General features: G+C 63.5%; 21 protein-coding genes. 2 read left to right on the top strand and 19 right to left on the bottom strand.

Annotated elements, in window-relative coordinates; genetic code table 11:
- Positions 1-121 precede the first annotated feature (121 nt).
- The 12 genes from ATC04_RS13175 to ATC04_RS13230 all read right to left on the bottom strand — a co-directional run bounded on the left by ATC04_RS13175 (position 122) and on the right by ATC04_RS13230 (position 12,071).
- Positions 122-1,933 carry an amino acid transporter gene (locus ATC04_RS13175; RefSeq protein ID WP_047121203.1) on the bottom strand — a complete coding sequence of 604 codons (1,812 nt, stop codon included), beginning with the start codon at positions 1,931-1,933 and terminating at the stop codon, positions 122-124.
- A 302-nt stretch (positions 1,934-2,235) separates the two neighbouring features.
- Positions 2,236-2,775, bottom strand: coding sequence for a hypothetical protein (locus ATC04_RS13180; RefSeq protein WP_047121066.1), 540 nt, complete (start codon positions 2,773-2,775; stop codon positions 2,236-2,238).
- Positions 2,776-3,060: 285 nt separating this feature from the next.
- The gene (locus tag ATC04_RS13185) at positions 3,061-3,774 is read right to left on the bottom strand and encodes a hypothetical protein (protein WP_047121065.1); all 714 of its coding nucleotides are present in this window, start codon (positions 3,772-3,774) and stop codon (positions 3,061-3,063) included.
- 49 nt (positions 3,775-3,823) lie between these two features.
- Positions 3,824-4,510: a hypothetical protein gene (locus ATC04_RS13190; protein WP_047121064.1), complete on the bottom strand. Its 687-nt coding sequence runs from the start codon at positions 4,508-4,510 to the stop codon at positions 3,824-3,826.
- Positions 4,511-4,606: 96 nt separating this feature from the next.
- The gene (locus ATC04_RS13195; protein WP_052772606.1) at positions 4,607-5,419 is read right to left on the bottom strand and encodes a DUF4081 domain-containing GNAT family N-acetyltransferase; all 813 of its coding nucleotides are present in this window, start codon (positions 5,417-5,419) and stop codon (positions 4,607-4,609) included.
- Between the two features lie 37 nt (positions 5,420-5,456).
- Positions 5,457-6,623 (bottom strand): flavodoxin-dependent (E)-4-hydroxy-3-methylbut-2-enyl-diphosphate synthase, encoded by a 1,167-nt coding sequence (ispG, locus tag ATC04_RS13200; RefSeq protein ID WP_047121062.1) that lies wholly within the window; start codon positions 6,621-6,623, stop codon positions 5,457-5,459.
- A gap of 152 nt (positions 6,624-6,775) precedes the next feature.
- Positions 6,776-7,330 (bottom strand): NAD(P)H-dependent oxidoreductase, encoded by a 555-nt coding sequence (locus ATC04_RS13205; protein ID WP_047121061.1) that lies wholly within the window; start codon positions 7,328-7,330, stop codon positions 6,776-6,778.
- Between the two features lie 124 nt (positions 7,331-7,454).
- Positions 7,455-7,877 carry an alternative ribosome rescue aminoacyl-tRNA hydrolase ArfB gene (arfB, locus tag ATC04_RS13210; protein ID WP_047121060.1) on the bottom strand — a complete coding sequence of 141 codons (423 nt, stop codon included), beginning with the start codon at positions 7,875-7,877 and terminating at the stop codon, positions 7,455-7,457.
- Between the two features lie 89 nt (positions 7,878-7,966).
- Entirely contained in the window at positions 7,967-8,266 is a 300-nt protein-coding gene (locus ATC04_RS13215; RefSeq protein WP_047121059.1) for a YciI family protein, read from the bottom strand.
- A 23-nt stretch (positions 8,267-8,289) separates the two neighbouring features.
- The gene (locus ATC04_RS13220; protein WP_060617057.1) at positions 8,290-9,645 is read right to left on the bottom strand and encodes a site-2 protease family protein; all 1,356 of its coding nucleotides are present in this window, start codon (positions 9,643-9,645) and stop codon (positions 8,290-8,292) included.
- Entirely contained in the window at positions 9,642-10,856 is a 1,215-nt protein-coding gene (gene dxr / locus ATC04_RS13225) for a 1-deoxy-D-xylulose-5-phosphate reductoisomerase (RefSeq protein WP_047121057.1), read from the bottom strand. The genes ATC04_RS13220 and dxr overlap by 4 nt, the downstream gene beginning before the upstream one ends.
- Positions 10,857-10,916: 60 nt before the next feature.
- Positions 10,917-12,071 (bottom strand): acyl-CoA dehydrogenase family protein, encoded by a 1,155-nt coding sequence (locus ATC04_RS13230; protein WP_047121056.1) that lies wholly within the window; start codon positions 12,069-12,071, stop codon positions 10,917-10,919.
- A gap of 228 nt (positions 12,072-12,299) precedes the next feature.
- Between ATC04_RS13230 and ATC04_RS13235 the strand changes: the two genes are divergently transcribed.
- Positions 12,300-12,920 carry a TetR/AcrR family transcriptional regulator gene (locus ATC04_RS13235; RefSeq protein ID WP_047121055.1) on the top strand — a complete coding sequence of 207 codons (621 nt, stop codon included), beginning with the start codon at positions 12,300-12,302 and terminating at the stop codon, positions 12,918-12,920.
- Between the two features lie 67 nt (positions 12,921-12,987).
- The gene (locus ATC04_RS13240) at positions 12,988-13,449 is read left to right on the top strand and encodes a GNAT family N-acetyltransferase (protein WP_047121054.1); all 462 of its coding nucleotides are present in this window, start codon (positions 12,988-12,990) and stop codon (positions 13,447-13,449) included.
- A 90-nt stretch (positions 13,450-13,539) separates the two neighbouring features.
- Here ATC04_RS13240 and ATC04_RS13245 read toward each other — a convergent pair whose 3' ends face one another.
- From ATC04_RS13245 to ATC04_RS13275, 7 genes are all read right to left on the bottom strand, one after another.
- Positions 13,540-15,231 (bottom strand): ABC transporter ATP-binding protein, encoded by a 1,692-nt coding sequence (locus ATC04_RS13245; RefSeq protein ID WP_047121053.1) that lies wholly within the window; start codon positions 15,229-15,231, stop codon positions 13,540-13,542.
- On the bottom strand, positions 15,228-16,283 hold the full coding sequence (locus ATC04_RS13250; RefSeq protein WP_047121052.1) for an ABC transporter permease: 1,056 nt from the start codon (positions 16,281-16,283) through the stop codon (positions 15,228-15,230). The genes ATC04_RS13245 and ATC04_RS13250 overlap by 4 nt, the downstream gene beginning before the upstream one ends.
- A 17-nt stretch (positions 16,284-16,300) precedes the next feature.
- Positions 16,301-17,818, bottom strand: coding sequence for an ABC transporter permease (locus ATC04_RS13255; protein ID WP_047121051.1), 1,518 nt, complete (start codon positions 17,816-17,818; stop codon positions 16,301-16,303).
- Between the two features lie 139 nt (positions 17,819-17,957).
- Positions 17,958-19,760, bottom strand: a complete 1,803-nt coding sequence (locus ATC04_RS13260; RefSeq protein ID WP_047121050.1) for an ABC transporter family substrate-binding protein — start codon at positions 19,758-19,760, stop codon at positions 17,958-17,960.
- 458 nt (positions 19,761-20,218) lie between these two features.
- Positions 20,219-21,862 carry an ABC transporter ATP-binding protein gene (locus ATC04_RS13265; protein WP_047121049.1) on the bottom strand — a complete coding sequence of 548 codons (1,644 nt, stop codon included), beginning with the start codon at positions 21,860-21,862 and terminating at the stop codon, positions 20,219-20,221.
- A gap of 3 nt (positions 21,863-21,865) precedes the next feature.
- On the bottom strand, positions 21,866-22,876 hold the full coding sequence (locus tag ATC04_RS13270) for an ABC transporter permease (protein WP_082124092.1): 1,011 nt from the start codon (positions 22,874-22,876) through the stop codon (positions 21,866-21,868).
- Positions 22,869-23,795, bottom strand: a complete 927-nt coding sequence (locus ATC04_RS13275) for an ABC transporter permease (protein ID WP_047121048.1) — start codon at positions 23,793-23,795, stop codon at positions 22,869-22,871. The genes ATC04_RS13270 and ATC04_RS13275 overlap by 8 nt, the downstream gene beginning before the upstream one ends.
- Positions 23,796-23,957 lie beyond the last annotated feature (162 nt).

The following is a 23,957-nucleotide window of genomic DNA, read 5'->3' on the forward strand; positions in this document are numbered from 1 at the left end:
TGCTAGGCAAAATCTGTTGTGAGCTGCCGTCGTGGCAACCACCTCCAATCCTACCGGGTTCGGCTCTTCGCCCGGGCACTGCGGTTCCGGCGCCGACACACGATGCACCGGGCACAGGCTCCTAGCCCACGTGCACCCAGGGCCGGCGCTGCAGGTCCGGTTCCGCTTCGCGCAGGACCTCGCGGGTCAGCGGCGCGATTTCGCCCTGCCCCAGGAGCAGGAAGCGGGCCAGGTTGCTCAGCGGGTTGCCCTCGGTCCAGCGAAAGTAGATGTGCGGCATGACCTCGTAGTTGTCCCTGATCGCCAGGCAGATCGCGGCGATCGCGGTGGGCACCGAGGGCGCGGTCGCCTCCAGGATCCAGAAGCCATGCCGCGTGATGCCGCGGACCTCGATATCCTCGGCGAAGTCCGAGTAGTCCGAGACCTTGACCTCCAGGAAGACCACCGGGGCCTTGTCCGAGATGTGGCTTGCCAGCACCGCATGGTGCAGTTTGCGGCGGTAGCGTGCCTTGGTGGTGTTGGCCGGCTCGTGGGCAATCAGCTGCACGATCCCCCGCCGCGCTGATTCGGAAATCAGGTGTTCCGCGACCGCGTCGAAGCGCACCGAGGTGGCGCGCAGCTCGGTCGACCGGCGGAAGCGCGAGGACAGCGACACCAGCAGCACCGCGCCGATGAAGAACGCCGCGATCTTCAGGCCCTCGGGCCTCTCAAAGCAGTTGACCACCGTGGTGTAGAGGAAGACCAGCGAGACGAATACGTAGAGGATTGTTTTTCCGCGCTCGCGCCGCCGCCGGGCGGAGATCGTCACCGCGATGGCGGCCGAGCTCATCAGCACCAGCACGCCGGTGGCGTAGGCCGCGCCCTGGGCATTGACGTCTGCCTCGAAATGCCAGGTGATGGCCAGCGCCACCAGGATGACCACAACCACCAGCGGGCGCACGGCACGGGCCCATTCGGGCGCCATGCCGAACCGCGGCAGATAGCGCGGGATCAGGTTCAGCAGCCCGGCGATGGCCGAGGCGCCGGCAAACCAGAGGATCAGGATAGTGGAGACGTCGTAGACGGTGCCGAAGCCGTCCCCCATCAGCCGGTGCGCCAGCCAGGACAGGGCGCGGCCGTTGGCGGTTCCGCCTTCCTGGAATTCCGGGGCGGGGATCAGCACCGTGGTGGCCACCGAGGACAGCACCAGAAAGCTGCTCATGATCAAGGCGGCGGTGGTCAGCAGCTTGCGGGCGCCGCGGATGCGGCTGGAGGGATCTGCGGCCGATTCACCAGGTTTCAGGTTGATCTGTGGCATGACGGCCACACCCGTTTCGAATCCGGACAGGCCCAGGGCAAGTTTCGGGAACACGATGAGGCAAACCAGCAGCATCATCACTGGATTGCCGTGCGCGGCCAGCAAGGAGTCCATCCAATTGCCCAGGACGACCGGGTGCGCGGCGATATTGGTGAATGAGACGGCGATGACCACCAAGTTCAAGGTCAAGAAGGTGCCGACAAGCGTCACCGCGATCCAGGTGACCTCGTTGAATCCGCGCATGAACAAGGCTCCGAGCAGGAGCAGCAGGATCACCGTCAAGGGGATCTGCTTGCCAGTGAACCATGCGGGGGTGAAGGGGTTCTCGATGAGGTGGGCGGACGCGTCCGCCGCGGAAAGAGTCGCGGTGATCATGAAGTCGGTGGCCGCGAATCCCAGCAGGATCAACACCAATAGCTTGCCTTTCCAGTGCGGCAGCAGGCGTTCGAGCATGGAGATGGATCCTTGCCCGTGCGGCGATTCCGCGGCGACGCGGCGGTATACCGGCAAGGCCGCTCCCAGCGTGACGGCAATCAGGATCAGTGTGGCGAATGGGGCCAAAGCCCCGGCGGCCAGGGCGGCGATGGCGGGCTGGTATCCCAGGGTGGAGAAGTAGTCCAGGCCCGAGAGGCACATGACCTGCCACCATTTTCCGGCGTGCTTCTTGTCATCGCCGGGGTCTTCGTGGCCCACGGATTGGTCATTCAACCACCGGTAGAGGCGGCGGCGGGCCGAGTCCGAATTCGAAGACTGAGAGACGTTCAGCGTCCCAATATTCGTATTCACGAATGAGAACTGTACGCCTGTATCGTCCCCGCGTCACTGGTTTTCACAAAAGAAATCAGGGGATTTTCCCGGGCCTCGAAATCCACAAAAACGGGGGCCGGAACAGGTTATCCCCGAAATTCCGGCCCCCGCTTCCGGGTGCTTTCGCGTGGCTACTTGGCCACTGCCTTGACCTCAGCGACGGCCTTGTTCAGCTCGTCGGTGAGCTTCTTGAGCATGTCGGCCTCGGACTTTGAACCGGTTCCGGTCATGGCCACCGAGACCGCGTTGTTTCCGACCAGTCCCTGCATCTGGTAGCTGCCGCCGGGCACCTCGGTGCCGTTCATCTTCATGGCGCTGCTGGTGGCGTAGGTCAGGTCGGCATCCGAGGAAGCGTCCAGGATCTTCGCGCTGGCTTCGACTTCCTGGCCGGATACCGCCATGCTGAATGAATCGCAGCCCTGCAGGTCCTTGTTCTTGGCCTGTTCAGTGATCTTGTCCAGCTTCGCGGTGTCCTCATACCCTGCCACGCTGTAGCTGGTCGAGGCCATAGTGGCTTCATCCATCAGCACGGCAACAGCCATGTTGATGCCTTCGATGTCCCATGAACCCTGCTGGCTGACGAACTCCGCGCACTTCTCCGGCTTGATTTCCATCTGCTCGATCAGCTTCTTGGCCTGCGGCAGCGAAGCGGCGATAGTGTCGCCGTCCATGATCTGGGCGCCGCTGGAATCACCGGCGAGTTTGGTGACGATGGCAGTGGCTTGCTCGGTGCTCAGCGCTGCGGTCGCAGGGGCCGACTACGCCTGGGCGGCTCCGGCGTCCCCGGATCCCTCAGTGGTGTCGCTGCCCGAGCCGCCGCAGCCGGAAAGCGCCAGTGCGCCAGCGAGCGGAAGCAGCAGGAATGAACGCTTCTTCATGATGTTTTGTCCTCACAGTTGGTGGTGATGGACACAACTCTATTTCACAACCAACTAGAAATAAAACATTTTTACCGCTTAGTTGAGCGTTTCTATCTCAGCGAAGGCCTTGTTAATCAATTCGACAGCTTCTGCGGACATCGTTGCCGGCTCGGCGAGCCCGGTCTGGAAAGTGACGATGACGAAGTTGTTGCCCTTCAATGCCTGCACAACTACTGAACTCATTTTTTGTCCACCTCCGACGTCCATCTGGGTGGACATCGTCAGCGACTGGTCGGCGTCGACCTTCAAGGGCAGGATCTGCCGATCGGCGCTCAGCTTTTCGCCGCTTTGTTCCACTGTCACTTTTTCGCAGCCGGAAATGTCATCCAGCGTAAGCGCATCGGAAATTTTCTTGCGTGTCGCTTCATTCGTAATGGAGAAGACCTGGACCACCTTGCCCAGGCTTTCAGCCGTGACGCTTCCGGTGGCGGAGACCGACGCGGTCAGGTCGGTGACGGTGTATTTTTCCATCTGCTTGGCGCATTTTTCCGGGGTGATTCCGGAGGTCGAGCCCATGCCCTTGGCCATTTGAAGCTGCTGTTGCATGGTCTCGTTTCCGACGACCGTCAGCGAGGGATCCTCCCCCAACAGGGTCCTGACCACCGTTTCAACCTGCCCTGCATCCAGGTTCCCGTCCTGCGACTGGGTCTGGGACTGCTCTGGTTCCGGCTGCGTCTGGCCTGCGGATGAACAACCGGTCAAGGCAAGCGCTGCGGCCAGGGGAAGGAACCAGAGGAACCGATGTGACATGAAGTATTTTCCTTATGTTTTGGTGTCGGGGACGGATTTCAGCTCTGCGTCAGTTCAGCTGCTCGATGAGCTTGTCTACGGTTTCGGCAGCGGCTGCCAGATGTTCCGGCATCGTGGCCCCGTTGGTATCCTGCTGGACGCCCAGCAGGATATTCGCGGTGGCGGCGCGGACTACCAGCTGCTGGGAGGTCTTCTTGCCGTCGCTGCCGGTGACAACGTACCCCTCGGTGAGTTTCGCTGTGCTCTGGACCGATTGCTTGGCCAGATGGAAGGCGCGGGATTCGCCATCGACCTTGACCGAGTAACGAGAGCAGTCCGCGCTGGCGGCCGCCTGCGCGTCCCACTGGGATTTGAGGGTTTCGGAATCAGGGTACACGGCGACGGTGATCAGCCGGTCCCCCGCTTCGACGGCGCCCATCACTGAATTCTGCAGCTGCTCGGCGATGGGGGCGGCGAAGGTGATTCCGCATTTGCTGGGGTTCACCTCCACGTCTTCAAGCCATTGCTGCGCCTTGGGAATCATCGAGCGCAGCTGGGCGTCGGTGATCACCGTGGCCCCCGGCTGGTCGCCGGCGAACTGGTTGAGCGCCTCTTCCAGCTGCTGGGCGTTGCGTTCAATGGCAGGGCCCAGTGAATCATTGGTGTCCGACGGCGCCGGGGCGCTGCAGGAGGCCATCACGAGCGCGACGACGGCCAGGGATGCCGCCCGCAGAATTGGTGGTCGATGCGCCAGCACTTCACTTCCCGTCGTTTACAGAGACTGCAATCGAGTCTATGGGATGGACCGGGGCAAGTGCGGGATGCCAGATACCGGCCTCGTTCCCGGTTCGGCCTAGAACAAGACCGTTGCGAAGGTTCCAACCTGGGTGAAACCGACCTTCAGGTAGGTGCGTACCGCCGCCTCGTTGAAGTCGTTGACGTACAGGCTGACGATCGGCGCTTGCTGAAGGGCGTAGTCAACGGTCGATGCCATATACCCAGCGGCCAGCGAGTGGCCCCGGTACATCGGGTTGATCCAGACGCCTTGGATCTGCGCGACCTGTTCGGTGACGGTTCCCAGGTCGGCCTTGAAAACGATGTGCCCCATCTCGTCCGTGTCAATCAGGGTGTGGCCCTGGCGGATGAGTTGGCGAACGCGGCCCCGGTAGAAGCTGCCGCCGTTTTCCAGCGGCGAATACCCGAGTTCCTCTTCGAACATGGCTGCGCTGGCAGGCAGGACCTTGTCGAACTCCGCGGGCTGGGCCACGCGCAGACGACGGCGCTGGATGCCTTCGGGGTTGGTGCGGATCTCCATCAGCGGCTGGTTGCGGCGCACGTCGAATATCGGCTGCGGCCCGTCCTGAAGCACCTCGTGCATGGCAAGCACGGTGGATGCCGGACCGAAGATGGAGGCGAAGCGCTGGCGCGTGGCCAGCGCCATCAGCGCGTATTCGTGGGCGTGATCGTCCGGCATGGCGGTGGGCGCCATGTTGGCGCCCACCCAGCATGCGGACAGCAGGCCTTCTTCACCGTCGACCCCCAGCACGTGGGCGAACCCGTCCGGCACTGCCGAGCGGTGCAATTCCACTTGGGACCTGGTGAAGATGTTGGCCACGGGGTCACGGTCGAGCAGCTCGATGAGGGCCGCAGTGTCCCTGCGGCCCAAGATGCGCGGTTGTCCCTCGTCGACTCGTCGGCCAGATCTAGCTGACGGAGACCACTGGAGAACCCGCGGCAGGATTCTCGTCATCGCCCAAGTCCATTTCCTCGGCCAAGCGGTTGGCTTCTGCAATCAGGGTTTCCACGATCTGGTCCTCGGGCACGGTCTTGATGACCTCGCCCTTGACGAAGATCTGGCCCTTGCCGTTGCCGGAGGCTACGCCAAGGTCTGCATCGCGGGCTTCGCCCGGACCATTGACGACGCAGCCCATCACGGCCACGCGCAGCGGAACAGTCATGCCTTCAAGCCCGGCGGTCACTTCGTCGGCCAGGGTGTAGACGTCGACCTGGGCGCGGCCGCACGACGGGCAGGAAACGATTTCCAGCTTGCGCGGGCGCAGGTTCAGGGATTCGAGGATCTGGTTGCCGACCTTGACTTCTTCGACCGGCGGGGCCGAGAGCGAGACGCGGATGGTGTCGCCGATGCCCTTGGACAGCAGCGCACCGAAAGCCGTCGCGGACTTGATGGTGCCCTGGAAGGCTGGTCCGGCCTCGGTGACGCCCAGGTGCAGCGGCCAGTCGCCGCTTTCTGCCAGCAGTTCGTAGGCGCGGACCATGACCACCGGGTCGTTGTGCTTGACCGAGATCTTGAAGTCGTGGAATCCATGCTCCTCGAACAGCGATGCTTCCCAGATGGCGGATTCGACCAATGCCTCCGGGGTTGCCTTGCCGTACTTGGCCAGCAGGCGGCGATCCAGCGAGCCGGCGTTGACGCCGATGCGGATCGAGGTGCCGTGGTCCTTGGCGGCCTGGGCGATCTCCTTGACCTGGTCGTCGAACTGTCGGATGTTGCCCGGGTTCACGCGCACGGCGCCGCACCCGGCCTCGATGGCCGCGTAGACGTACTTCGGCTGGAAGTGAATGTCGGCGATCACCGGGATCTGCGACTTCATCGCAATGATCTTCAGCGCTTCGGCGTCCTTGTCCGTCGGGCAGGCGACACGCACGATATCGCAGCCCGAAGCGGTCAGCTCTGCAATCTGCTGCAAGGTGGCGTTGATGTCGTGGGTCTTGGTGGTGGTCATCGACTGAACCGAAATCGGCGAGTCAGACCCCACGCCAACCGACCCGACTTGAATCTGGCGGGTCTTACGACGTGGAGCGAGAACCGGCGGTGGGGCTGCCGGCATGCCTAGGCTGACCGAAGTCAATGGATGCCTCCGAATGGATTGTGGGTAATACTCTCTACCCAAGTATGTCACCGACTCGTTCAAAGCGGTGGTCTATGCGAGAAAGGCCACGGAAGAACCGTGGCCTTTCTACTTGTTTGCCGCGCGGGAATCCGCTGCGGCGGGGCAGAAACCTAGTTGGCTTCGGCGACGGCCTTGACGCTGTTCAGCACGCCGGCGACCTGCTCGACGACCTCGGCGTCGTCCTTCGGGTTCAGCTCGGCGAAGCGGACCACCGAGTTCGGGATGGCCATCTTGACGTCTTCCAAGACCTTGGCTCCGGCGATGCCCAGGGCCTTGCGGGCTTCGTCCTGTGCCCACACGCCGCCGTACTGCCCAAAGGCGGTGCCCACGACCACTGATGGCATGTCCTTGACGGCGCCGGCGCCGAACGGACGGGACAGCCAGTCGATGGCGTTCTTCAGGACGGCCGGCATGGTGCCGTTGTACTCGGGGGTGACCAGCATCAGCGCGTCGGCTGCGGTGGCTGCATCGCGCAGTGCCTGCGCCGCGGCGGGGACGCTGCCTGCCACGTCCTTGTCCTCGTTGTAGAAGGGGATGTTCTCCAGTCCTGCGAACAGTTCGACCTCGACGCCTTCCGGGGCGTTGACGACAGTGGCTTCGGCCAACTGCTGATTGGTCGAGCCGCTGCGCAGGGAACCTACGAGAGTGAGGACTTTGGTTGCCATGGGCAATACTCCTAAAGAAGGGGAAAGTTAGAAAGCTGACGCTTCATCTACATTCAACCCGCAGGCAACCCGGATCCATTCCCCGATTTCCGGTGATCTGGCTCACTGGCGGAGGATGCCGCATCTAGTCCATGGGCGGGCGGCGGCGCAGCTGCTTGGTCGCTGAGCGATTCGACTTGGTCTCCAGCCGGCGGCGCTGGGAACCCCTGGTGGGTTTGGTGGCCCGGCGCTGCGGCGGGTCGGGCCGCAACGCGGCGGCCACCAGCTCGGCCAGCTTCTGCTGGGCATTCTGCCGGTTGCGCCACTGCGAACGTTCCTGGGCCGAGGCGACCACGAGCATCCCGCCGGTCAGCCGGGAGGACAGCTTGTCCAGCAGCCGCTGCCGCTGCCAGGGCGAGAGCGCCCTGGACCCGGCGATGGACCACGACAGTTCCACCCGGCTGTCCGAGGTATTCACGTGCTGGCCGCCGGGCCCGGAAGAGCGGCTGAAGTGCCAGGACAGCTCGGCGGCCGGGATCACCAGCGAACGGGAAATGTGCAGGTCCATCTCCCCAGTCTCCCACGGGCAAACGCAGGCCGGCGCCCGCTGCGCAAGCTGCGCAGTGCAGGCGCCGGGCGGGCGTGGAATGGCGGCTTCTAGGAAGCGAAGTCCTTGAGCAGGCCGGTCACCGGGTTCCACTCGGTGATGATGCGCTGCGCCAGGGCACCGGTGGTGCTGAACGGGTCCTGCTCCAGCACCTCGACGAGCGCTGCCTCAGACTGCGCGGCCAGGATCAGCAAGGCGCCGTCGTTGACCGGCGTCGGGCCTGAAGCCAGCAGCTGCACCGGTCCGTCGCCCACAAAACCTCCGAGGAACTCCCGGTGGGCCGGGCGGTGCTCGTTGCGCAGCTGCGCGGAGTTCTCGGCGTATACGTATTCAACAGCAAAAACAGTCATGGGTTCAGCTTAAATCCTTGCGCCTAGAACAACTGAATCGGCTTGAAGATGTCCGCGTATATTAAGAGGCCGCCCATCGCCAGCATGGCCACGACCACCACATAGGTCAGCGGCAGCATCTTGATGGTGTCCACCGGCTTGACGTTCTTGATGTTGAAGATTCGGGCGACGGTGCGCTTCAGTCCGTCGTAGAGCGCGCCGACCACGTGGCCGCCGTCCAGCGGCAGCAGCGGGATCAGGTTGAATGCGAACAGCGCGAGGTTCAGCCCGCCGGCCAGCGAGAGCAGCGTGGCGAACTTGTCCCCCACGGAGATCGAGTCTTCCGCGCTGATTTCCCCGGCAATCCGCCCGACCCCCACGATGGACACCGGGCCGTTCGGGTCCCGCTCCTCGCTGCCGAAGGCCGCCCGAGCGACATCGCCCATGCGCTGCGGCAGGTGCAGGATCACATTGCCGATGTTGGCCAGCTGGGTGCCCACCACGCCGGGCACCTCGCGCAGCGGCTGGGGCAGGTTCTCCACGGTGGAGCTCATGCCTACGAAGCCGACCTTGGCCATTTCGTATTCGCCGTCCGCGCCCTTCACCGGGTAGCCGTTGGCGTCGGTGACGGGGCGGTCGGTCAGGTAGGGGGTCATCGTGGTGCTGCGGCTGGTGCCGTCGCGGGTGTACTCCAGGGACACCGGCTGGCCCGGGTTCTCGCGGATGACGTCGGTGAGCTTGTTCCACTCCCCCTGCGCCACGGCAATGCCGTTCACCGAGGTGATGGTGTCGCCGGGCAGCAGCCCCGCCTCGTAGGCGGGAGCGGCCGGGTCCGAGGCCGAGCATTCGGTCTGGTCGGCGTTCTCCGCGGTGGCGATGCACTTGTAGACCTCGGAAACCGTGGTCGTGGTGGTGGCGATGCCGAAGCTGGTGAGCACGATGCCGATCAGCACGAAGCCGATCACCAGGTTCATGAACGGTCCGCCGAGCATGATGATGATCCGCTTGTAGGTGGGCAGCTGGTAGAACATCCGGCCTTCGTCTTCGGGCTTGACGTTCTCGTTGGCCTGCGAGCGCGCGTCATCGACCATCTGGCCGAACACGCGTTGGAACAGGTTCGGCTTCTTCCGCGGCGCCCCCGCCTCGCCTTCGGCGGCCGGGCGCGGCGGGTACATGCCGACCATGGAGATGTAGCCGCCCAGCGGCAGCATCTTGATGCCATACTGGGTTTCCCCGCGCTTGAAGGAGAACAGGGTCTTGCCGAAGCCGATCATGTACTGCGGCACCCGCAGCCCGAACAGCTTGGCCGGCACCAGGTGCCCGACCTCGTGCAACGCGATGGAGACTCCGATGGCCAGCACCATGAAGACCACTCCGAGGATGAACAGCACGGTGCTCATGCGCCAGCCCCCAGGATCTTCGACGCGCGGGCGCGAGCCCACTTGTCGGTCTCGAGCACCACTTCCACGCTGGGCTCCGCGTTGACCGGGGTGTAGTCATCCAGCGCGCGCTCGATGGTCTCCACGATGTCGGTGAAGCGGATCTTCCCGTCGTGGAATGCATCCACCGCGACCTCGTTCGCGGCGTTGTACACGGCCATGTGGGTTCCGGAGGCCGCGGCGGCCTGCTTGGCGAGCTTCACCGCGGTGAACACCGACTCGTCCAGCGGGTCGAAGGTCCAGCTGGAGGCGGTGGAGAAGTCGCAGGCCGTGGCGGCGCCGGCCACGCGGTGCGGCCAGTTGATGCCCAGCGCGATGGGAAGGCGCATATCCGGGGGCGAGGCCTGGGCGATGACCGATCCGTCGATGAACTCGACCATGGAGTGGATGATCGACTGGCGGTGCACCACCGGCTCGATCCGGTCCAGCGGCACGTCGAAGAGCAGGTGCGCTTCGATGACTTCCAGTGCCTTGTTGACCATGGTGGCTGAGTTGGTGGTCACCACGCGGCCCATGTCCCAGGTCGGGTGGGCCATGGCCTGCTGCGGGGTGACATCGCGAAGCTGGTCGTAGCTGTAGCCGAAGAACGGCCCGCCGGAAGCGGTGACGATGAGCTTGGCCACCTCGTCAGGGGTGCCCGAGCGCAGCGCCTGGGCCAGGGCCGAGTGCTCGGAGTCGACCGGGGCGATCTGCCCCGGTGCGGCGAACTGCTTGACCACCTGGCCTCCGATGATCAATGATTCCTTGTTGGCCAGCGCCAGCAGGTGCCCTGCCTTCAGCGCGGCGATGGTCGGCTCCAGGCCGATAGCGCCGGTGATGCCGTTGAGCACCACGTCGGCGTCCGCGAACCCGGCGACCTCGGTGGCGGCCTGCGGGCCGGCGAACAGCTCGGGCGCGTAGCCGTGCACCGAGGCCTGATGCGCGGCCGCGGCGATCGCGTCGGCGAGCTCCTGCGTGGAATCCACGGCGCTGCCCACCACGGCAGGGCGGAACTTCACCGCCTGGCGCGCCAGCAGCTCCAGGTTGTAGCCGCCGCTGAGCGCGGCGACGCTGAACTGCTCCGGCGCGTTGTCGATGACATCCAGCCCCTGGGTGCCGATGGACCCGGTGGAACCGATCAACGTGACGCGGCGCGGCCGCCCTGGTTCGGGAGAAAAATCTTTGGTGCTCACCCATCCATTATGGTTCTTCTAACTGTGAGGTCCCAAAGAGAGCCGCCTCCGCGCCGGCGCTCACAGCCCCAGGCTGCGGGCAATCAGCAGCTGCTGCACCTGGGTGGTTCCCTCCCCGATTTCAAGGATCTTGGAGTCCCGGTAGTGCCGGGCCACCAAGGATTCGTTCATGAAACCGTAGCCGCCGAAAATCTGGGTGGCGTCCCGGGCGTTGTCCATGGCCGCCTCGCTGCCCACCAGCTTGGCGTGCGCGGCCTGAACCTTGAAGTCCTTGCCCGCCAGCATCTTCGCCGCCGCCGCGTAGTAGGCCAGGCGCGCCAGATGCACGCGGGTGGCCATGCGGGCCAGCATGAACGAGATTCCCTGGTTCTTGCCGATCGGGGTGCCGAAGGTCGTGCGGGTCTTGGCATATGCCACCGCCTCGTCCAGGCATCCCTGGGCTGCGCCCGTGGCCAGGGCGGCGATGGCGATGCGCCCCTCGTCGAGGATCTCCAGGAAGTAGGAATAGCCGCGCCCCTGCTCGCCGAGCAGGTTCTCCTGCGGCACCCGGGCGCCGTCGAAGTGCAGCGCATGGGTGTCGCTGGCCCTCCAGCCGACCTTGTCATAGGCGGGGGCGACGGTGAACCCCTGGGTGCCCGAGGGGACGATAATAGCCGAGATCTGCTTCTCTCCGGTGGATTCGTCCATGCCGGTCACCGCGGTGACCGTGACCAGGGAGGTGATATCCGTGCCGGAGTTCGTGATGAATTCCTTGCCCCCGTCGATCACCCATTCGCCGCCCTCGAGTCGGGCGCGGGTCAGCGCTGCCGAGGCGTCGGATCCCGCCCCGGGCTCGGTCAGCCCGAAGCCGGCCAGCTTTTCCCCGGCCGCCAGTTCCGGAAGCCAGGTCAGCTTCTGCTCCTGGCTGCCGAAGCGGTACAGCGGCATGGCGCCCAGCGACACCCCGGCTTCCAGGGTGATGGCCACCGACTGGTCCACCTTGCCCAGTTCCTCCAGCGCGAGGGCCAGGTGGAAGTAGTCCCCGCCCGAGCCGCCGTATTCCTCGGAGATCGGCAGCCCGAACAAGCCCAGTTCACCCATCTGCTTCACGATGTCATAGGGGAAGGTCTTGTTGGCGTCGTTGGCCGCGCTCTGCGGGGCCACGACCTGTTGGGCGAAGTCGCGAACGAGGTTTACCAGGTCCTGGTATTGCTCATCGAGTTCCAGATCAAGCATGGGGCTCTCTCTCCATCGGGGTTCCCCATCCAGCTGCGCGGTGTGCCGGCACCGGATGACGGGTCGTGTCGCCCTGAGGCCAGCATTACTTGGCCGCTCACACCCAAGGCGCGTATGGTTAATATTCGTTAACTGATCGCCGATATTTTTTAGTATCAGCCACATTTTTGACACTAGTGGCAGGCATCACAGTTGTCCATAGTCGGGGTCGGCATTCGCAAGGAGATGATGCCTGTGGCAAGGTACCAGCCGCTGCATGAGCCAACGGACCGCGAGCGCGCCAAGGCCGAACGCCGAGAGGCGCTGCTGCGCGAGGCAACCCGCCTGTTCGCCCAGCACGGCTACGCCGGGGTGTCGCTGGAAGACCTGGGCGCCGCGTGCGGCATCTCGGGCCCGGCGGTCTACCGCCACTTCGCCGGCAAGCAGGCGGTGCTCATCGCCCTGCTGGTGGACATGTCCAAGGACATCCACGACGGCGGGCAGGCCGCGGCCGAGGCCGGCGGCGAGCCGATCGAGGTGCTCTCCCGGCTGGTGGATTTCCACACCGATTTTTCGCTCTCGCGCCCCGACATCCTGCAGGTGCAGGACCGGGACCTGAAATCGCTGCCCAAGGCCGAGCTGGCGCTGGTGCGCAAGCTGCAGAACTCCTATATCGCGCTGTGGACCGCGCAGCTGGCCAAACTGCATCCCAGGGACTCGGCGCAGTCGCACCGCTTCCGCGCGCACGCGGTGTTCGGCCTGCTGAACTCCACCGCGCATTCGGCGCACAATCCGCGCACCAAAAAGTCGGGATTAAAGCCGCTGCTGTCTAATATGGCGCTTGCGGCACTGACTTCACCGGTAACCTAGTTCTAAGCCCTTGCTCTTTGAAGCCTGCCAACCGGCACGCTTCCCACCCGATCGAAAGGCCTTTGCCGTGCAGCTACGTGAGGTCCGCGCTTCCGACTTGGACGCATTCTTCGCTCACCAGCAGGAACCAGAAGCGAATCTGATGGCCGCTTACCAGGCGCGCAACCCTGCTGATCGTTCGGTGTTCGACCACCACTGGAACCAGATCCTGAACGATCCCACGGTGCTGGTGCGCACCATCGAGCACGAAGGCGAAGTCGCCGGCTCGATCCTGGTCTTCGACGGCGAAGCCCCCGAGATCAACTTCTGGACCTCCACCAAGTTCTGGGGCAAGGGCATCACCACCAGCGCGGTGGATGCGTTCCTGGCCGAGTTCACCAAGCGCCCGTTGATGGCCCACGTGGTGCAGGACAACCTCGGCTCCATCAAGGTCCTTGAGCGCCGCGGCTTCAAGACCGTGGGCACCGAGCAGATCTTCTCCAACGCCCGCGCAGAAGTCGTCACCGAGAACGTCATGCAGCTGGACTAGCGGCGCCAAGCATTGATGCACTGAGCCGGTTCCCTTTGCGGGAACCGGCTCAGTGCGTTGTCGGGGCGAATCACCGCGCCCCGGCCGGCGCTACCTGGTGGCGTTCAGCGTCCGCCAGGCCTCGCGGCGGACCGCCTGCTCATGAGGATCCGGCACCGGAGCGGCCGCCAGCAGGCGACGGGTGTAGTCGTGCTGCGGGGCGTGCAGCACGGTCTTGACCTTGCCCTGCTCCACCGCACGGCCTGACTGCATGACCACCACGTAGTCGGCGAGCATGTCCACCACTGCCAGGTCGTGGCTGACGAACAGGCAGGCGAAGTTGAAGTCCCGCTGCAGGTCCTGGAGCATTTCCAGCACCACCGCCTGCACCGAGACATCCAGCGCGCTGGTGGGCTCGTCGGCAATCAGCAGTTCCGGGTTCATCGTCAGCGCGCGGGCGATGCACACACGCTGGCGCTGGCCGCCGGAGAGCTCGTGCGGATAGCGGTTGACCACGCTACGCGGCAGCTTCACCGCGTCCAGCAGCTCCATGGCGCGCTGGATGCGGCTGGCCTTGGTGCCCTCCTTGTGCACCACCATCGGCTCGGTGATGCATTCGCCGATCGGGAACCTCGGGTTCAGCGAGGCGGCGGGATCCTGGAAGATCACGCCGATCGACTTGCGCACCTTGCGCGCTTCGCGCGGCGACAGCTTGGGCAGGTTGTGCCCCTGCACCGAGAGCGTGCCTTCGGCGACCGGAAGCAGGCCGATCACCGCCTTGGCTACGGTCGATTTGCCGGATCCGGACTCGCCCACGATGCCCAGCACCTCGCCCTTGGCCACGTCGAAGCTCACGCCCTGAACGGCCCTGAACTTGGTGCCGCGCATGTCGTATTCCAGCACCAGGTCCTTGGCTTCAAGCACCAGCTCGCGGCCCGCGGAGGCGGTCTGCTCGGCGTGGGCGGCGTTCGCGTCGATCACCACCGGCGAAAGCTTCGGCACCGCCGACAGCAGGCGCTGGGTGTACTCGTGCTGCGGATGCAGCATCACCTGCTCCACGGTGCCGGTCTCCACCAGATTGCCCTGGAACATCACGGCCACCTGGTCCGCCATGTCCGCCACTACACCCATGTTGTGGGTGATCAGCAGGATGCCGGTATTCAGCCGGTCCTTGAGCTCACGCAAGAGGTCGAGGATCTCGGCCTGCACCGTCACGTCCAGCGCGGTGGTCGGCTCGTCGGCGATGATGACCTTCGGGTCGCAGGAGATCGCCATGGCAATCACGATGCGCTGACGCTGGCCGCCGGAGAACTGGTGCGGGTACTGCTTGATGCGCTTGGCCGGGTCGGGAATGCCGACCAAGGTCAGCAGCTCCACGGCGCGGGCGGTGGCTTCCTTGCCGTAGGCGATGCCATGCAGTTCCAGCGCCTCGGTCAGCTGGCGCTCGATGGTCAGCACCGGATTCAGCGCGGTCATCGGCTCCTGGAAGACCATGGCGATGTCGGTGGCGCGCATCTTGCGCATCTTCCCGGCTTCCAGGCCCACCACGTTCACGTTGCCCACCTTGGCCACGCCCGAGACGTTAGCGTTCTCAGGCAGCAGGCCCATGGCGGCGGTGGAGGTCACCGACTTGCCGGAGCCGGACTCGCCGACCAGCGCGACCACTTCGCCGGGCTTCACTGCCAGCGACAGCCCCTTGACCGCGTGCACGTCGGGGCCCGCGGTCTCGAACGTGACCTGCAGGTTGTTGAAGCTCAGCGCGTAGCCCCCGGCAGAGTCATTGGTTGGTGCGGCGTGGCTCATGGCTTCTCCTTGCGGGTTGGCATGGCAAACAGGCCCGCGCGGCGGCGGCGCTTGCCACTGTGGCGTGGGTCGAAGGCATCTCGCAGGCCGTCGCCCAGGAAGTTCACCGACAGGGCGATGGCCACGATGGTCATGCCCGGCCACCAGAACAGCCACGGCCGGGTGGTGAACGCGTTCTGGTACTGGCTGATCAGCAGGCCCAGCGAGGATTCCGGAGGCTGGACCCCGAAGCCCAGGAAGGACAGCGAGGATTCCAGCAGGATCGCCCCGGCGATCAGGAAGGTCGAGTTCACCACGATCACGCCGATGGTGTTGGGCAGCAGGTGCTTGAAAATCACCCGCGAGGTCTTGGAGCCCATGGCCTGGGCCGCGGAGACGAATTCGCGTTCACGCAGCGACAGGATGTCGCCGCGCACCAGGCGCGCCATGCCGGTCCAGGACACCAGTCCCAGCATGAGCGCCAGCAGGATGATCGAGCTGGATCCGCGCCCGGCGATCTGGCCCAAGACCGCGGCCAGCACCAGCAGCGGGATGACGATGAACAGGTCGGTGATGCGCATCAGCGCCTCGTCGATCCAGCCGCGGAAATATCCGGCCAGCGCGCCGACGACTGCGCCGATCGCGGTGGCCACCAGCCCGACGACCACGCCGATGATGATGGACTTCTGCGTCCCGTTCATGACCAGGGCGAAGTAGTCCTTGCCGATGGAGTCCTGGCCGAAGGGGTGCTCGCCGATCTGGATGCCCGAGCCGCCGAGCCAGGTGGGCAGCAGCGACAAGGTGGGCTTGCCGCCGTTGACCACGGCGCCGGCGTCGAGGTAGCTCTGTTTCCACCAGCCGGGAATCGGCCCGTAGCCGATCGAGGTGAATGCCAGCAAAGTGATCAGCACGAGGACGATCGCGGAAATCATGGCCGGCTTGTGGCGCAGGAAGCGTTCCAGGACGATCCGCGACTGACTCTTGGAAGTTTCGGTCGAGACAGCGAGTTTGGCGTCTTCGACCTCTGCAATGGATGTCAGGTTCCCTGGCATCTTGTCGTTTGTGTTACTCATCGAATGTCCTTAGTTTCCTAGACCCGGATCCGCGGATCGAGAATCGCGTACACAATGTCTGCCAGGAGGTTGAACAGCACCGCTGCGGTGCCGGTGACCAGGAAGAATGCCATGACCGGTGCGGGGTCCACCGCATGCAGCCCGGTATTGAACAGGTCTCCCATGCCCTTCCAGCCGAACACCGTCTCGGTTACCACAGCGCCGCCGATCAGGCCGGCGAAGTCGAAGGCCGCGATGGTGGCGATCGGGATCAGCGCGTTGCGGAATGCATGGCGGAAGATCACGGTGCGTTCGCTCAAGCCTTTGGAGCGTGCGGTGCGGATGTAGTCCTGCTGCTGCACTTCCAGCATCGATGAGCGGGTGTAGCGCGAGTAGCTTGCCAGCGAGATGATGGCCAGCACGATGGTTGGCAGCAGCAGCTGGGTGGCGTTGTCCAGGAAATGGTCCCAGAAGCCGCCTTCAAGGTTCGCGGTGGAGGAACCGATGGTTGCGATGGGGCGTCCCTTGAGGTCCAGGAAGCCAGGCCACGCGCGGAAGATGTGGTCCAGCACGGTCAGGCCGGCGCCGACCAGGCCGACGGTCACCGAAACGCCCATGGCGGCCTTGGACAGGCGGCCCCCCATGAGCTTGCCGATCAGGCCCGGAATGACCACGGCCAGGATGGCACCGCCCAGCAACAGCCATCCGTTCGGTTCCGCCAGGAGCCAGAAGGTCGCGTAGTACATGCCCAGCACTAGCACCGCGGTGATCAAGGCCGGGTACAGCACGCGCTTTTCCTTGAGCCCGACGCTCATGGCGGTGGCGGACAGCGCCAGCAGCACGGTCAGCACGATGATGACTGCCGGTCCCATCTGCGGGAAACGGTAGAAGTTCAGCCACACGCTGTACTGCAGCAGCAGCGGCACGAAGATGGCAGTGGCCAGGAAGGTGATGCCGCGGCGCTTGAGCGAACCGGCCAGCAGCATCTGCAGGACCAGACCTGCGACCACGCCGATCAGGATGCTGGTGCCCAGTGAGATCTGGGGGTTCTCCAGCCAGTTGTTGTAGCCGATGGCCATGTATTCCTTGAGCAGCACCGCGGCCCAGAACACCGGCAGGGAGAAGAACAGGAAGGTCAGGAAGGTGACGAGGTAGTCGAGACCCGAGTACTGGCGCACGGCGGTCAGCACGCCGATGGCGATGCCCAGGATGGCTGCGATGACTGTTGCCAGCAGCACCAGTCGCAGGGTTGATGATGCGGCGTTGGCCAGCAGGTCCGTGACCTCGATGCCGTTGATATTGCGGCCCAGGTCGCAGGCGCCCACGAAGCACTTGGAAACACCGGTCAGCCAGGTCAGGTACCGCAGGTACCAGGGCTGTTCCAGGTTCATGTATTCGGTGCGCTGCTGCATCAGGTACTCGCGGTTTTCCGCGTTGCTTTCACGCAGATCGCCGAGCGGGTCGCCGGAATTAATGACCAGGATATAGAGCAGCAGCGATGCGGCTAACAGCACGCCGGCGGCCGACCCCAGTCTCTTCAGGATGAATTTCAACACGGTACTAACGTCCTCTTTCTTCTCGCCTTGTGGCGCTCCCGCCTCCGCGATGTTGGAGCCGGACACGACGCGGGGCCCGATGATGATCGGGCCCCGCGGGCGCTCACAGCTGGTGTATGCGTTTGTTCAGGCCGAAGGCCTACTCAGCACGCATCCACTGCTCGGCGTTCCAGACGATGCCGTTCTGGGTTGCCGTGTGGCGGACATTCTGGATGTCTGCGCCCGAGGCGCTCAGACCCGGGTGGGCGAACATCGGGATGCCGAACAGGTCATCCCACAGCAGCTTCTCGATCTTCTTGGTCTGCTCCGCGTGGACTGCCGGGTCCAGCGAGGTGGCCAGGGTCTCCCACGCGGCGTCGACCTCAGCATTCGAGTACTTGCCGTAGTTCTGCGGCTTGCCTGTCGCGTAGATGTTCTGGCCGGATGTGATCTGGCCCGAACCGGCCCACGCGAACAGTGCTACCTCGTAGTCGCCGCGCTCCTGGGTTCCGCCCGGTGCGAAGAACTTCGGGTCGCCTGCATCCACGATCTCGAAGCCCGCCTTGTCGCACGAGGACTTGATCTGCGCGACCTCGTTGGTGCGGCGTTCGTTCGGCGCCGAGTAGCCGATGCGCACCTTGGTGCCGACTGCGTCCTGTTCCTCGAGGATCTTCTTCGCGCCGTCGATGTCGACCTGGTCGTAGCGTCCGTCATAGGCTGCTGCCACGGTGTCCGCGTAGTTCTCCTGGAACGGGAAGACTTCGCGCAGGTTCATGACCTGAGCCTCAGGGTTCAGCGGCTTGATCAGGTTGTCGACGATTTCCTGGCGCGGAACGCACATGGCGAAGGCCTTGCGCAGTTCCAGGTTGGTCATCGTGTTGCCCTTGACGAAGTTGAAGTCCAGGTGCTCCCAGGTCAGGGTGTCACCCTGCTGGATGTTGACGGCGCTGCCCAGCCCCTTGAGCTGTTCCAGGGTATCGACGGTTGGCTGTGGGCCAATGACGTCGAGGTCCTTGTTCTGCAGTGCCTGGACCATGCCGGAATCGGCAAGGAAGCGGAAGTTCAGTTCCTTGGTTGCCGCCGGGGTGCCGTAGTAGTTCTCATTGGCGGTCAGGGTGACTGACTCGCCAGCCTTCCACGAGCTGAGCTTGTATGGGCCAGAAACCGGAATGTCTGCTTCGTCAGGAAGGGTGCCCGGCTTGGTGGTCCAGCCTTCGTTCCAGAACTTTGCGGCCTTCTCAAGCTTCTTGGAGTCGCCATCGCGAACAGCAGCGACGAACTCTTCGGTGCTCAGGCCGCCCTTCTTGGCCACGACGTGGGCCGGGTGCAGCATCCAGGTCTGGATCTGCCAGTCCGGATCCGGGGCCTTGAACTCAACGGTGAACTCCTTGCCCGCAGGATCGCCCTGAGGGCCCTTCGGGACGGTATCGCCGAGGTCGGTGGAGACCGAGTTGAACAGCGGCTTGTCCTTTGATCCCGAATTTAGGTTCAGGTTCTGAGTAGCCCACGCGAGTACCGCGTCGGCGGTGGTGATGTCGGTGCCATCGGACCACTTGGCGTTGTCTGCGATGGTGTACTTGATGGTCAGCGGGTCGTCGCTGATCTTCTCGAAGCTTCCCAGGTCCTCATTCGGGTAGATCTTCCCGTCGGTACCGAAGTAGACGAAGCTCGCGAACATCCGGTCGGTAATGCCGGAGTTGTAGGTGGAGTAGGTCTGCGGCGTGTTGCCGTTGTAGCTGATGAATTCAGGGGCGCCGATGGAAACCTTGATGGCTCCATCCTTGGTCGCGATGTCGCCCAGGTCCGCCAGACCGGTAGTGGTCGCCTCTGCGCCGGCGTTGCCCCCGCCTGCGGATTCGCTGGCCGATGGGCTGGTTTCGCTTCCGCCTGGGGCACATGCAGACAGCGCCAGTGCCATCGCTGCGCCTACGACGACTGCCTTCGAAACGCGTTGGAACCGCATTTCGCCTCCTTGAGATCTTCGATTGATACGAGTTCTGAAACTTCCGAATCAGTGTGGATCAAGTCACACCCGATCCAATGAGCAATAGACTAACGGGAATTTCCGGTCTTGGATATAGAAAGACTCGCTTCAGATAGTCACGGGAAGGCCACGAAAAGTTAATGCAGGATTTCGCATGTTACCGGCGAGTTAATGCGAGTTGCCTCACATCCGCAAGATTTCAAGGGTTTCTTTCAGATTGGGAAAAATCAACCAGATGCACAGCTGAGTCCAAGTCTTGCCTCGGAGTCGTTTATAACAGTTTGGTAACGCCGGAAGATTCCCGTAATAATCTCAAGCAAATCTTGAATATCGATGTCCTCGCACGTCATCAGGGCAGGCAGGCATGTCATCAAAACTGAAAAGAACGCCGCAACCGGTATCGGTTGCGGCGTTCTTTTCGGCGTGCTCAGCGTCGGCTAGATCAGGGTTGCCCCCGGGATGGCTGCCAGCAGATTACGGGTGTAATCGCTCTTCGGCGCGTCGAAAATATCGTCGACAGAACCCTGCTCGACGATCTTTCCGCGTTCCATCACGCAGACGTTGTCCGCGATCTGGCGCACGACTGCAAGGTCGTGGGTGATGAACAGGTAGGTCAGCCCCATGTCGCGCTGCAGCTCATCAAGGAGGTCCAGCACCTGGGCCTGGACCAGGACGTCCAGCGCGGAAACCGCCTCGTCGCAGACGATCATTTCCGGCTGCAGGGCCAGGGCACGCGCAATCGCGATGCGCTGGCGCTGGCCGCCGGAGAGCTCGTTCGGGAAGCGGTGCATGGTTGCCGCAGGCATGGAGACCTGGTCAAGCAGCTCCTTGACCTTCTTCTGGCGCGAGGCCGAGTTTCCGATGCCGTGGATGCGCAGCGGCTCCTCGATCGTGCGGTAGATCGAGTACATCGGATCCAGGGAGCCGTACGGATCCTGGAAGATCGGCTGGACGCGGCGGCGGTACTTGAACAGCTGCTTCTCGCTCAGGTTGCCGATCTGCTGGCCGTCGAAGGTGATCTCGCCGCTGGTCGAATCCAGCAGGTTCAGCACCATCTGCGCAATGGTCGACTTGCCGGAGCCCGATTCGCCCACAACTGCAGTCGTGGTGCCCTTCGGAATCTCGAAGGAGACGTTGTCCACCGCGGTGAACTTTTCCTTCTTGCCGAAACCCTTGCGGATGTCGAAGACCTTGGTCAGGTTGCTGACGGACAGCAGCGGCTCGGCCTTGGCCGGGGAGGTCTCCTCGACTATGGCCTCATGCTTGTCGCCGCGTGCAGCGGAGAGCGATGGAGCCGAGTTGATCAGGCGCTGGGTGTACGGGTGCTTCGGGTTGCGCAGGATCTCCAGCGCTGGCCCGTACTCGACCACGCGGCCCTTGTACATCACGACGACCTTCTCGGCACGCTCTGCGGCCAGGCCCAGGTCGTGGGTGATCAGCAGCACGGCGGTGCCCAGCTCGCTGGTCATGGTATCCAAGTGATCCAGGATCTGCTGCTGCACCGTCACGTCCAGCGCACTGGTCGGCTCGTCGGCAATCAGCAGGCGAGGACGGCAGGCGAGGCCGATGGCAATCAGCGCGCGCTGGCGCATCCCGCCGGAGAACTCGTGCGGGTACTGGTTGGCGCGGGCCTCCGGGTTGGGCAGGCCTGCGTCGGCCAGCACCTGGGCCACACGCTTCTTGGGATTGTCCCCCGCCAAGCCGTTGGCCTTCAGGGTTTCCTTGACCTGGAATCCGATCTTCCATACCGGGTTGAGGTTCGACATCGGGTCCTGCGGAACCATGCCGATGTGGTTGCCGCGCAGCTCAACGAATCGCTTTTCGCTGGCGTTGGCAATATCTTCGCCGTCGAACAGGATCTGTCCTGCGGACACACGGCCATTGCCGGCCAGCAGGCCGATGGCGGCCAGTGCCGACGTCGACTTGCCGGATCCGGACTCGCCCACGATGGCCACGGTTTCGCCGGGCATCACGGTGAAGTTGGCGTCGCGCACCGCGTGCACCGGTCCGTCAGGAGTGGAGAAAGTGATCGCCAGATCCTTGACTTCAAGCAGCGGCTTGGGAGTTGCGTTCTCGCTCACGGGCTAGGCTCCCTTCCGGGCCTTGGGATCCAGTGCGTCGCGCACTGCATCGCCGAGCATGATGAAGCTCAAGACAGTTACTGAAAGGAACAGTGCTGGCCACATCAGCATCATCGGATTGCTGCGAAGCTGGGTCTGGGCGGTGGCAATGTCGTTGCCCCAGCTCATGATATCCGGCGGCAAGCCAACGCCCAGGAAGGACAGGGTTGCCTCGGCAACGATGTATACACCGAGATTCACGGTCGCAACCACGATGATCGGGGCGATCGAGTTCGGCAGCACGTGCTTGACCAACGACTTGAACTTGGACAGGCCCAGCGAGCGCGAAGCCTTGACGAAGTCCGCATTGCGCGCCTCGATGACGGCACCGCGGGTGATGCGGGCCAGCTGCGGCCAGCCGAAGATGGCCAACGTGATGATCACCGTCCAGACGCTCTTGTTGTCTCGGAAGGCAGGCAGCTGCATGACGATGATTGCACCGAGGATCAGCGGCAGGGCGAAGAAAATGTCGCCCAAGCGAGCCAGGATGGTGTCGATCCAGCCTCCGTAGAAGCCTGCCAGCGCACCGATGGTGCCGCCAACGATGATTACGATCAAGGTCGTGAAGATGCCGACTAGGAGGGAAGCACGCGTGCCGTAGATGACGCGGGAGTAGATGTCGCAACCTTGGAGGTTGAAGCCCATGATGTGGCCTTCACGCCCCGGCTCGTTCGAATTTTCCAGCGCGCAATACGTGGGGTCTTGCGACGTGAACCACTGAGGGAACGCGGCAACGATGATGACAGCGAGAATCAGGATTGCGGAAATGATGAACAAAGGCTGCTTGCGCAGCGAGCGCCAGGCCTCGGCCCACATGGACAGCGGCTTGCCCGTCTCCTTGACGGAGTCGACTGCCTGCAGAGGTGTCTCGTCCAACGGAGCCACATAGTGCTCGATCTTGTACTTGGAGACCTTGCCAGCTCGGCGGTTGACGGGCAGGCCGGCCTCGGAATTGAAGTTCTGGTTCTCAGGCATAACGGATCCTAGGGTCAAGCAGGGCGTACAGCATATCCACGATCAAGTTGGCGATCACGAACACGATCACCAGGACACCGACCACGGCGACAACGGTGGGCGTCTCGCCCTTGAGGATCGCTCGGTACAAAAGGTTTCCGACACCGGGGACGTTGAAGATACCCTCGGTCACGATGGCGCCGCCCATGAGCGATCCGAGGTCGGCACCAAGGAAGGTCACCACGGGAATCAGCGAGTTGCGCAGGACGTGGACACGCACCACACGGTTGCGGCTCAATCCCTTGGCCGTAGCGGTACGCACATAGTCCGCGCTCTTGTTCTCGATCACGGAGGTACGGGTCAAGCGGATCACGTAGGCCAGCGAAACCAAGCCCAGAACCATGGCGGGGAGAATCAGCTCGCTCCACGTGCCGGCACCGGAGACAGTGGGTTTGGCCCATTCAAGCTTCACACCGATCACGAACTGCAGCACGAAGCCGAGCACGAAGGTCGGAACCGCGATGACGATCAGCGAAGCAACCAGAATGGTCGAATCAAAGAACTTGCCCTTGCGCATACCGGCGATCACGCCGAAGATGATGCCGAAAACGCCTTCGATCAACAATGCCAGGATCGCCAAACGGGCGGTCACTGGGAAAGCCCGTCCAAGCAGGTCGGCCACAGGCTGGCCAGAGAAGGACATGCCGAGATCGAAGGTCACCAGATTCTTCAGGTAGAGCCCGTACTGGATCCAGAATGGCTGGTCAAGATTGTATTGTGCGCGAAGCGCTGCTTCGGTCGCAGGCGTCATCGGCTTGCCACCGGATAGTGCCGCGATCGGGTCACCCGGGGTCGCAAAAACCAGGAAGTACACCAGCAACGTGGCTCCGATGAATACCGGAATCAGCTGCGCAATGCGCTTGAGGGTAAAACTTAACATGCTTGCATCTCACCTCGAGACACCAGAGGGCGCTTGGCCATTATTTTCCTCTTTCCGTCGGAGATTATCCGACGTTACTTTTTTGCGAGGCAGGACAGACACGCCAAAGGGAGACCCTAGTTGTTGCGGGTCTCCCTTGACGTTGTTCCCAGCTATTCGAGC

Origin of the sequence: Arthrobacter sp. YC-RL1 (assembly GCF_001454985.1) — a bacterium.
GTDB lineage: Bacteria > Actinomycetota > Actinomycetes > Actinomycetales > Micrococcaceae > Glutamicibacter > Glutamicibacter soli.

What these genes read in the sequence shown, in the direction of transcription:
- ATC04_RS13175 (WP_047121203.1), bottom strand. Translation starts at nt 1,933, where the DNA reads ATGTGCCTCTCGGGCCTGGACTACTTCTCCACCCTGGGATACCAGCCC.
- ATC04_RS13180 (WP_047121066.1), bottom strand. Translation starts at nt 2,775, where the DNA reads ATGGACGGCGACACTATCGCCGCTTCGCTGCCGCAGGCCAAGAAGCTG.
- ATC04_RS13185 (WP_047121065.1), bottom strand. Translation starts at nt 3,774, where the DNA reads ATGTCACATCGGTTCCTCTGGTTCCTTCCCCTGGCCGCAGCGCTTGCC.
- ATC04_RS13205 (WP_047121061.1), bottom strand. Translation starts at nt 7,330, where the DNA reads ATGGCAACCAAAGTCCTCACTCTCGTAGGTTCCCTGCGCAGCGGCTCG.
- arfB (WP_047121060.1), bottom strand. Translation starts at nt 7,877, where the DNA reads ATGGACCTGCACATTTCCCGTTCGCTGGTGATCCCGGCCGCCGAGCTG.
- ATC04_RS13215 (WP_047121059.1), bottom strand. Translation starts at nt 8,266, where the DNA reads ATGACTGTTTTTGCTGTTGAATACGTATACGCCGAGAACTCCGCGCAG.
- ATC04_RS13220 (WP_060617057.1), bottom strand. Translation starts at nt 9,645, where the DNA reads ATGAGCACCGTGCTGTTCATCCTCGGAGTGGTCTTCATGGTGCTGGCC.
- ATC04_RS13230 (WP_047121056.1), bottom strand. Translation starts at nt 12,071, where the DNA reads ATGCTTGATCTGGAACTCGATGAGCAATACCAGGACCTGGTAAACCTC.
- ATC04_RS13235 (WP_047121055.1), top strand. Translation starts at nt 12,300, where the DNA reads ATGCCTGTGGCAAGGTACCAGCCGCTGCATGAGCCAACGGACCGCGAG.
- ATC04_RS13245 (WP_047121053.1), bottom strand. Translation starts at nt 15,231, where the DNA reads ATGAGCCACGCCGCACCAACCAATGACTCTGCCGGGGGCTACGCGCTG.
- ATC04_RS13250 (WP_047121052.1), bottom strand. Translation starts at nt 16,283, where the DNA reads ATGAGTAACACAAACGACAAGATGCCAGGGAACCTGACATCCATTGCA.
- ATC04_RS13260 (WP_047121050.1), bottom strand. Translation starts at nt 19,760, where the DNA reads ATGCGGTTCCAACGCGTTTCGAAGGCAGTCGTCGTAGGCGCAGCGATG.
- ATC04_RS13270 (WP_082124092.1), bottom strand. Translation starts at nt 22,876, where the DNA reads ATGCCTGAGAACCAGAACTTCAATTCCGAGGCCGGCCTGCCCGTCAAC.
- ATC04_RS13275 (WP_047121048.1), bottom strand. Translation starts at nt 23,795, where the DNA reads ATGTTAAGTTTTACCCTCAAGCGCATTGCGCAGCTGATTCCGGTATTC.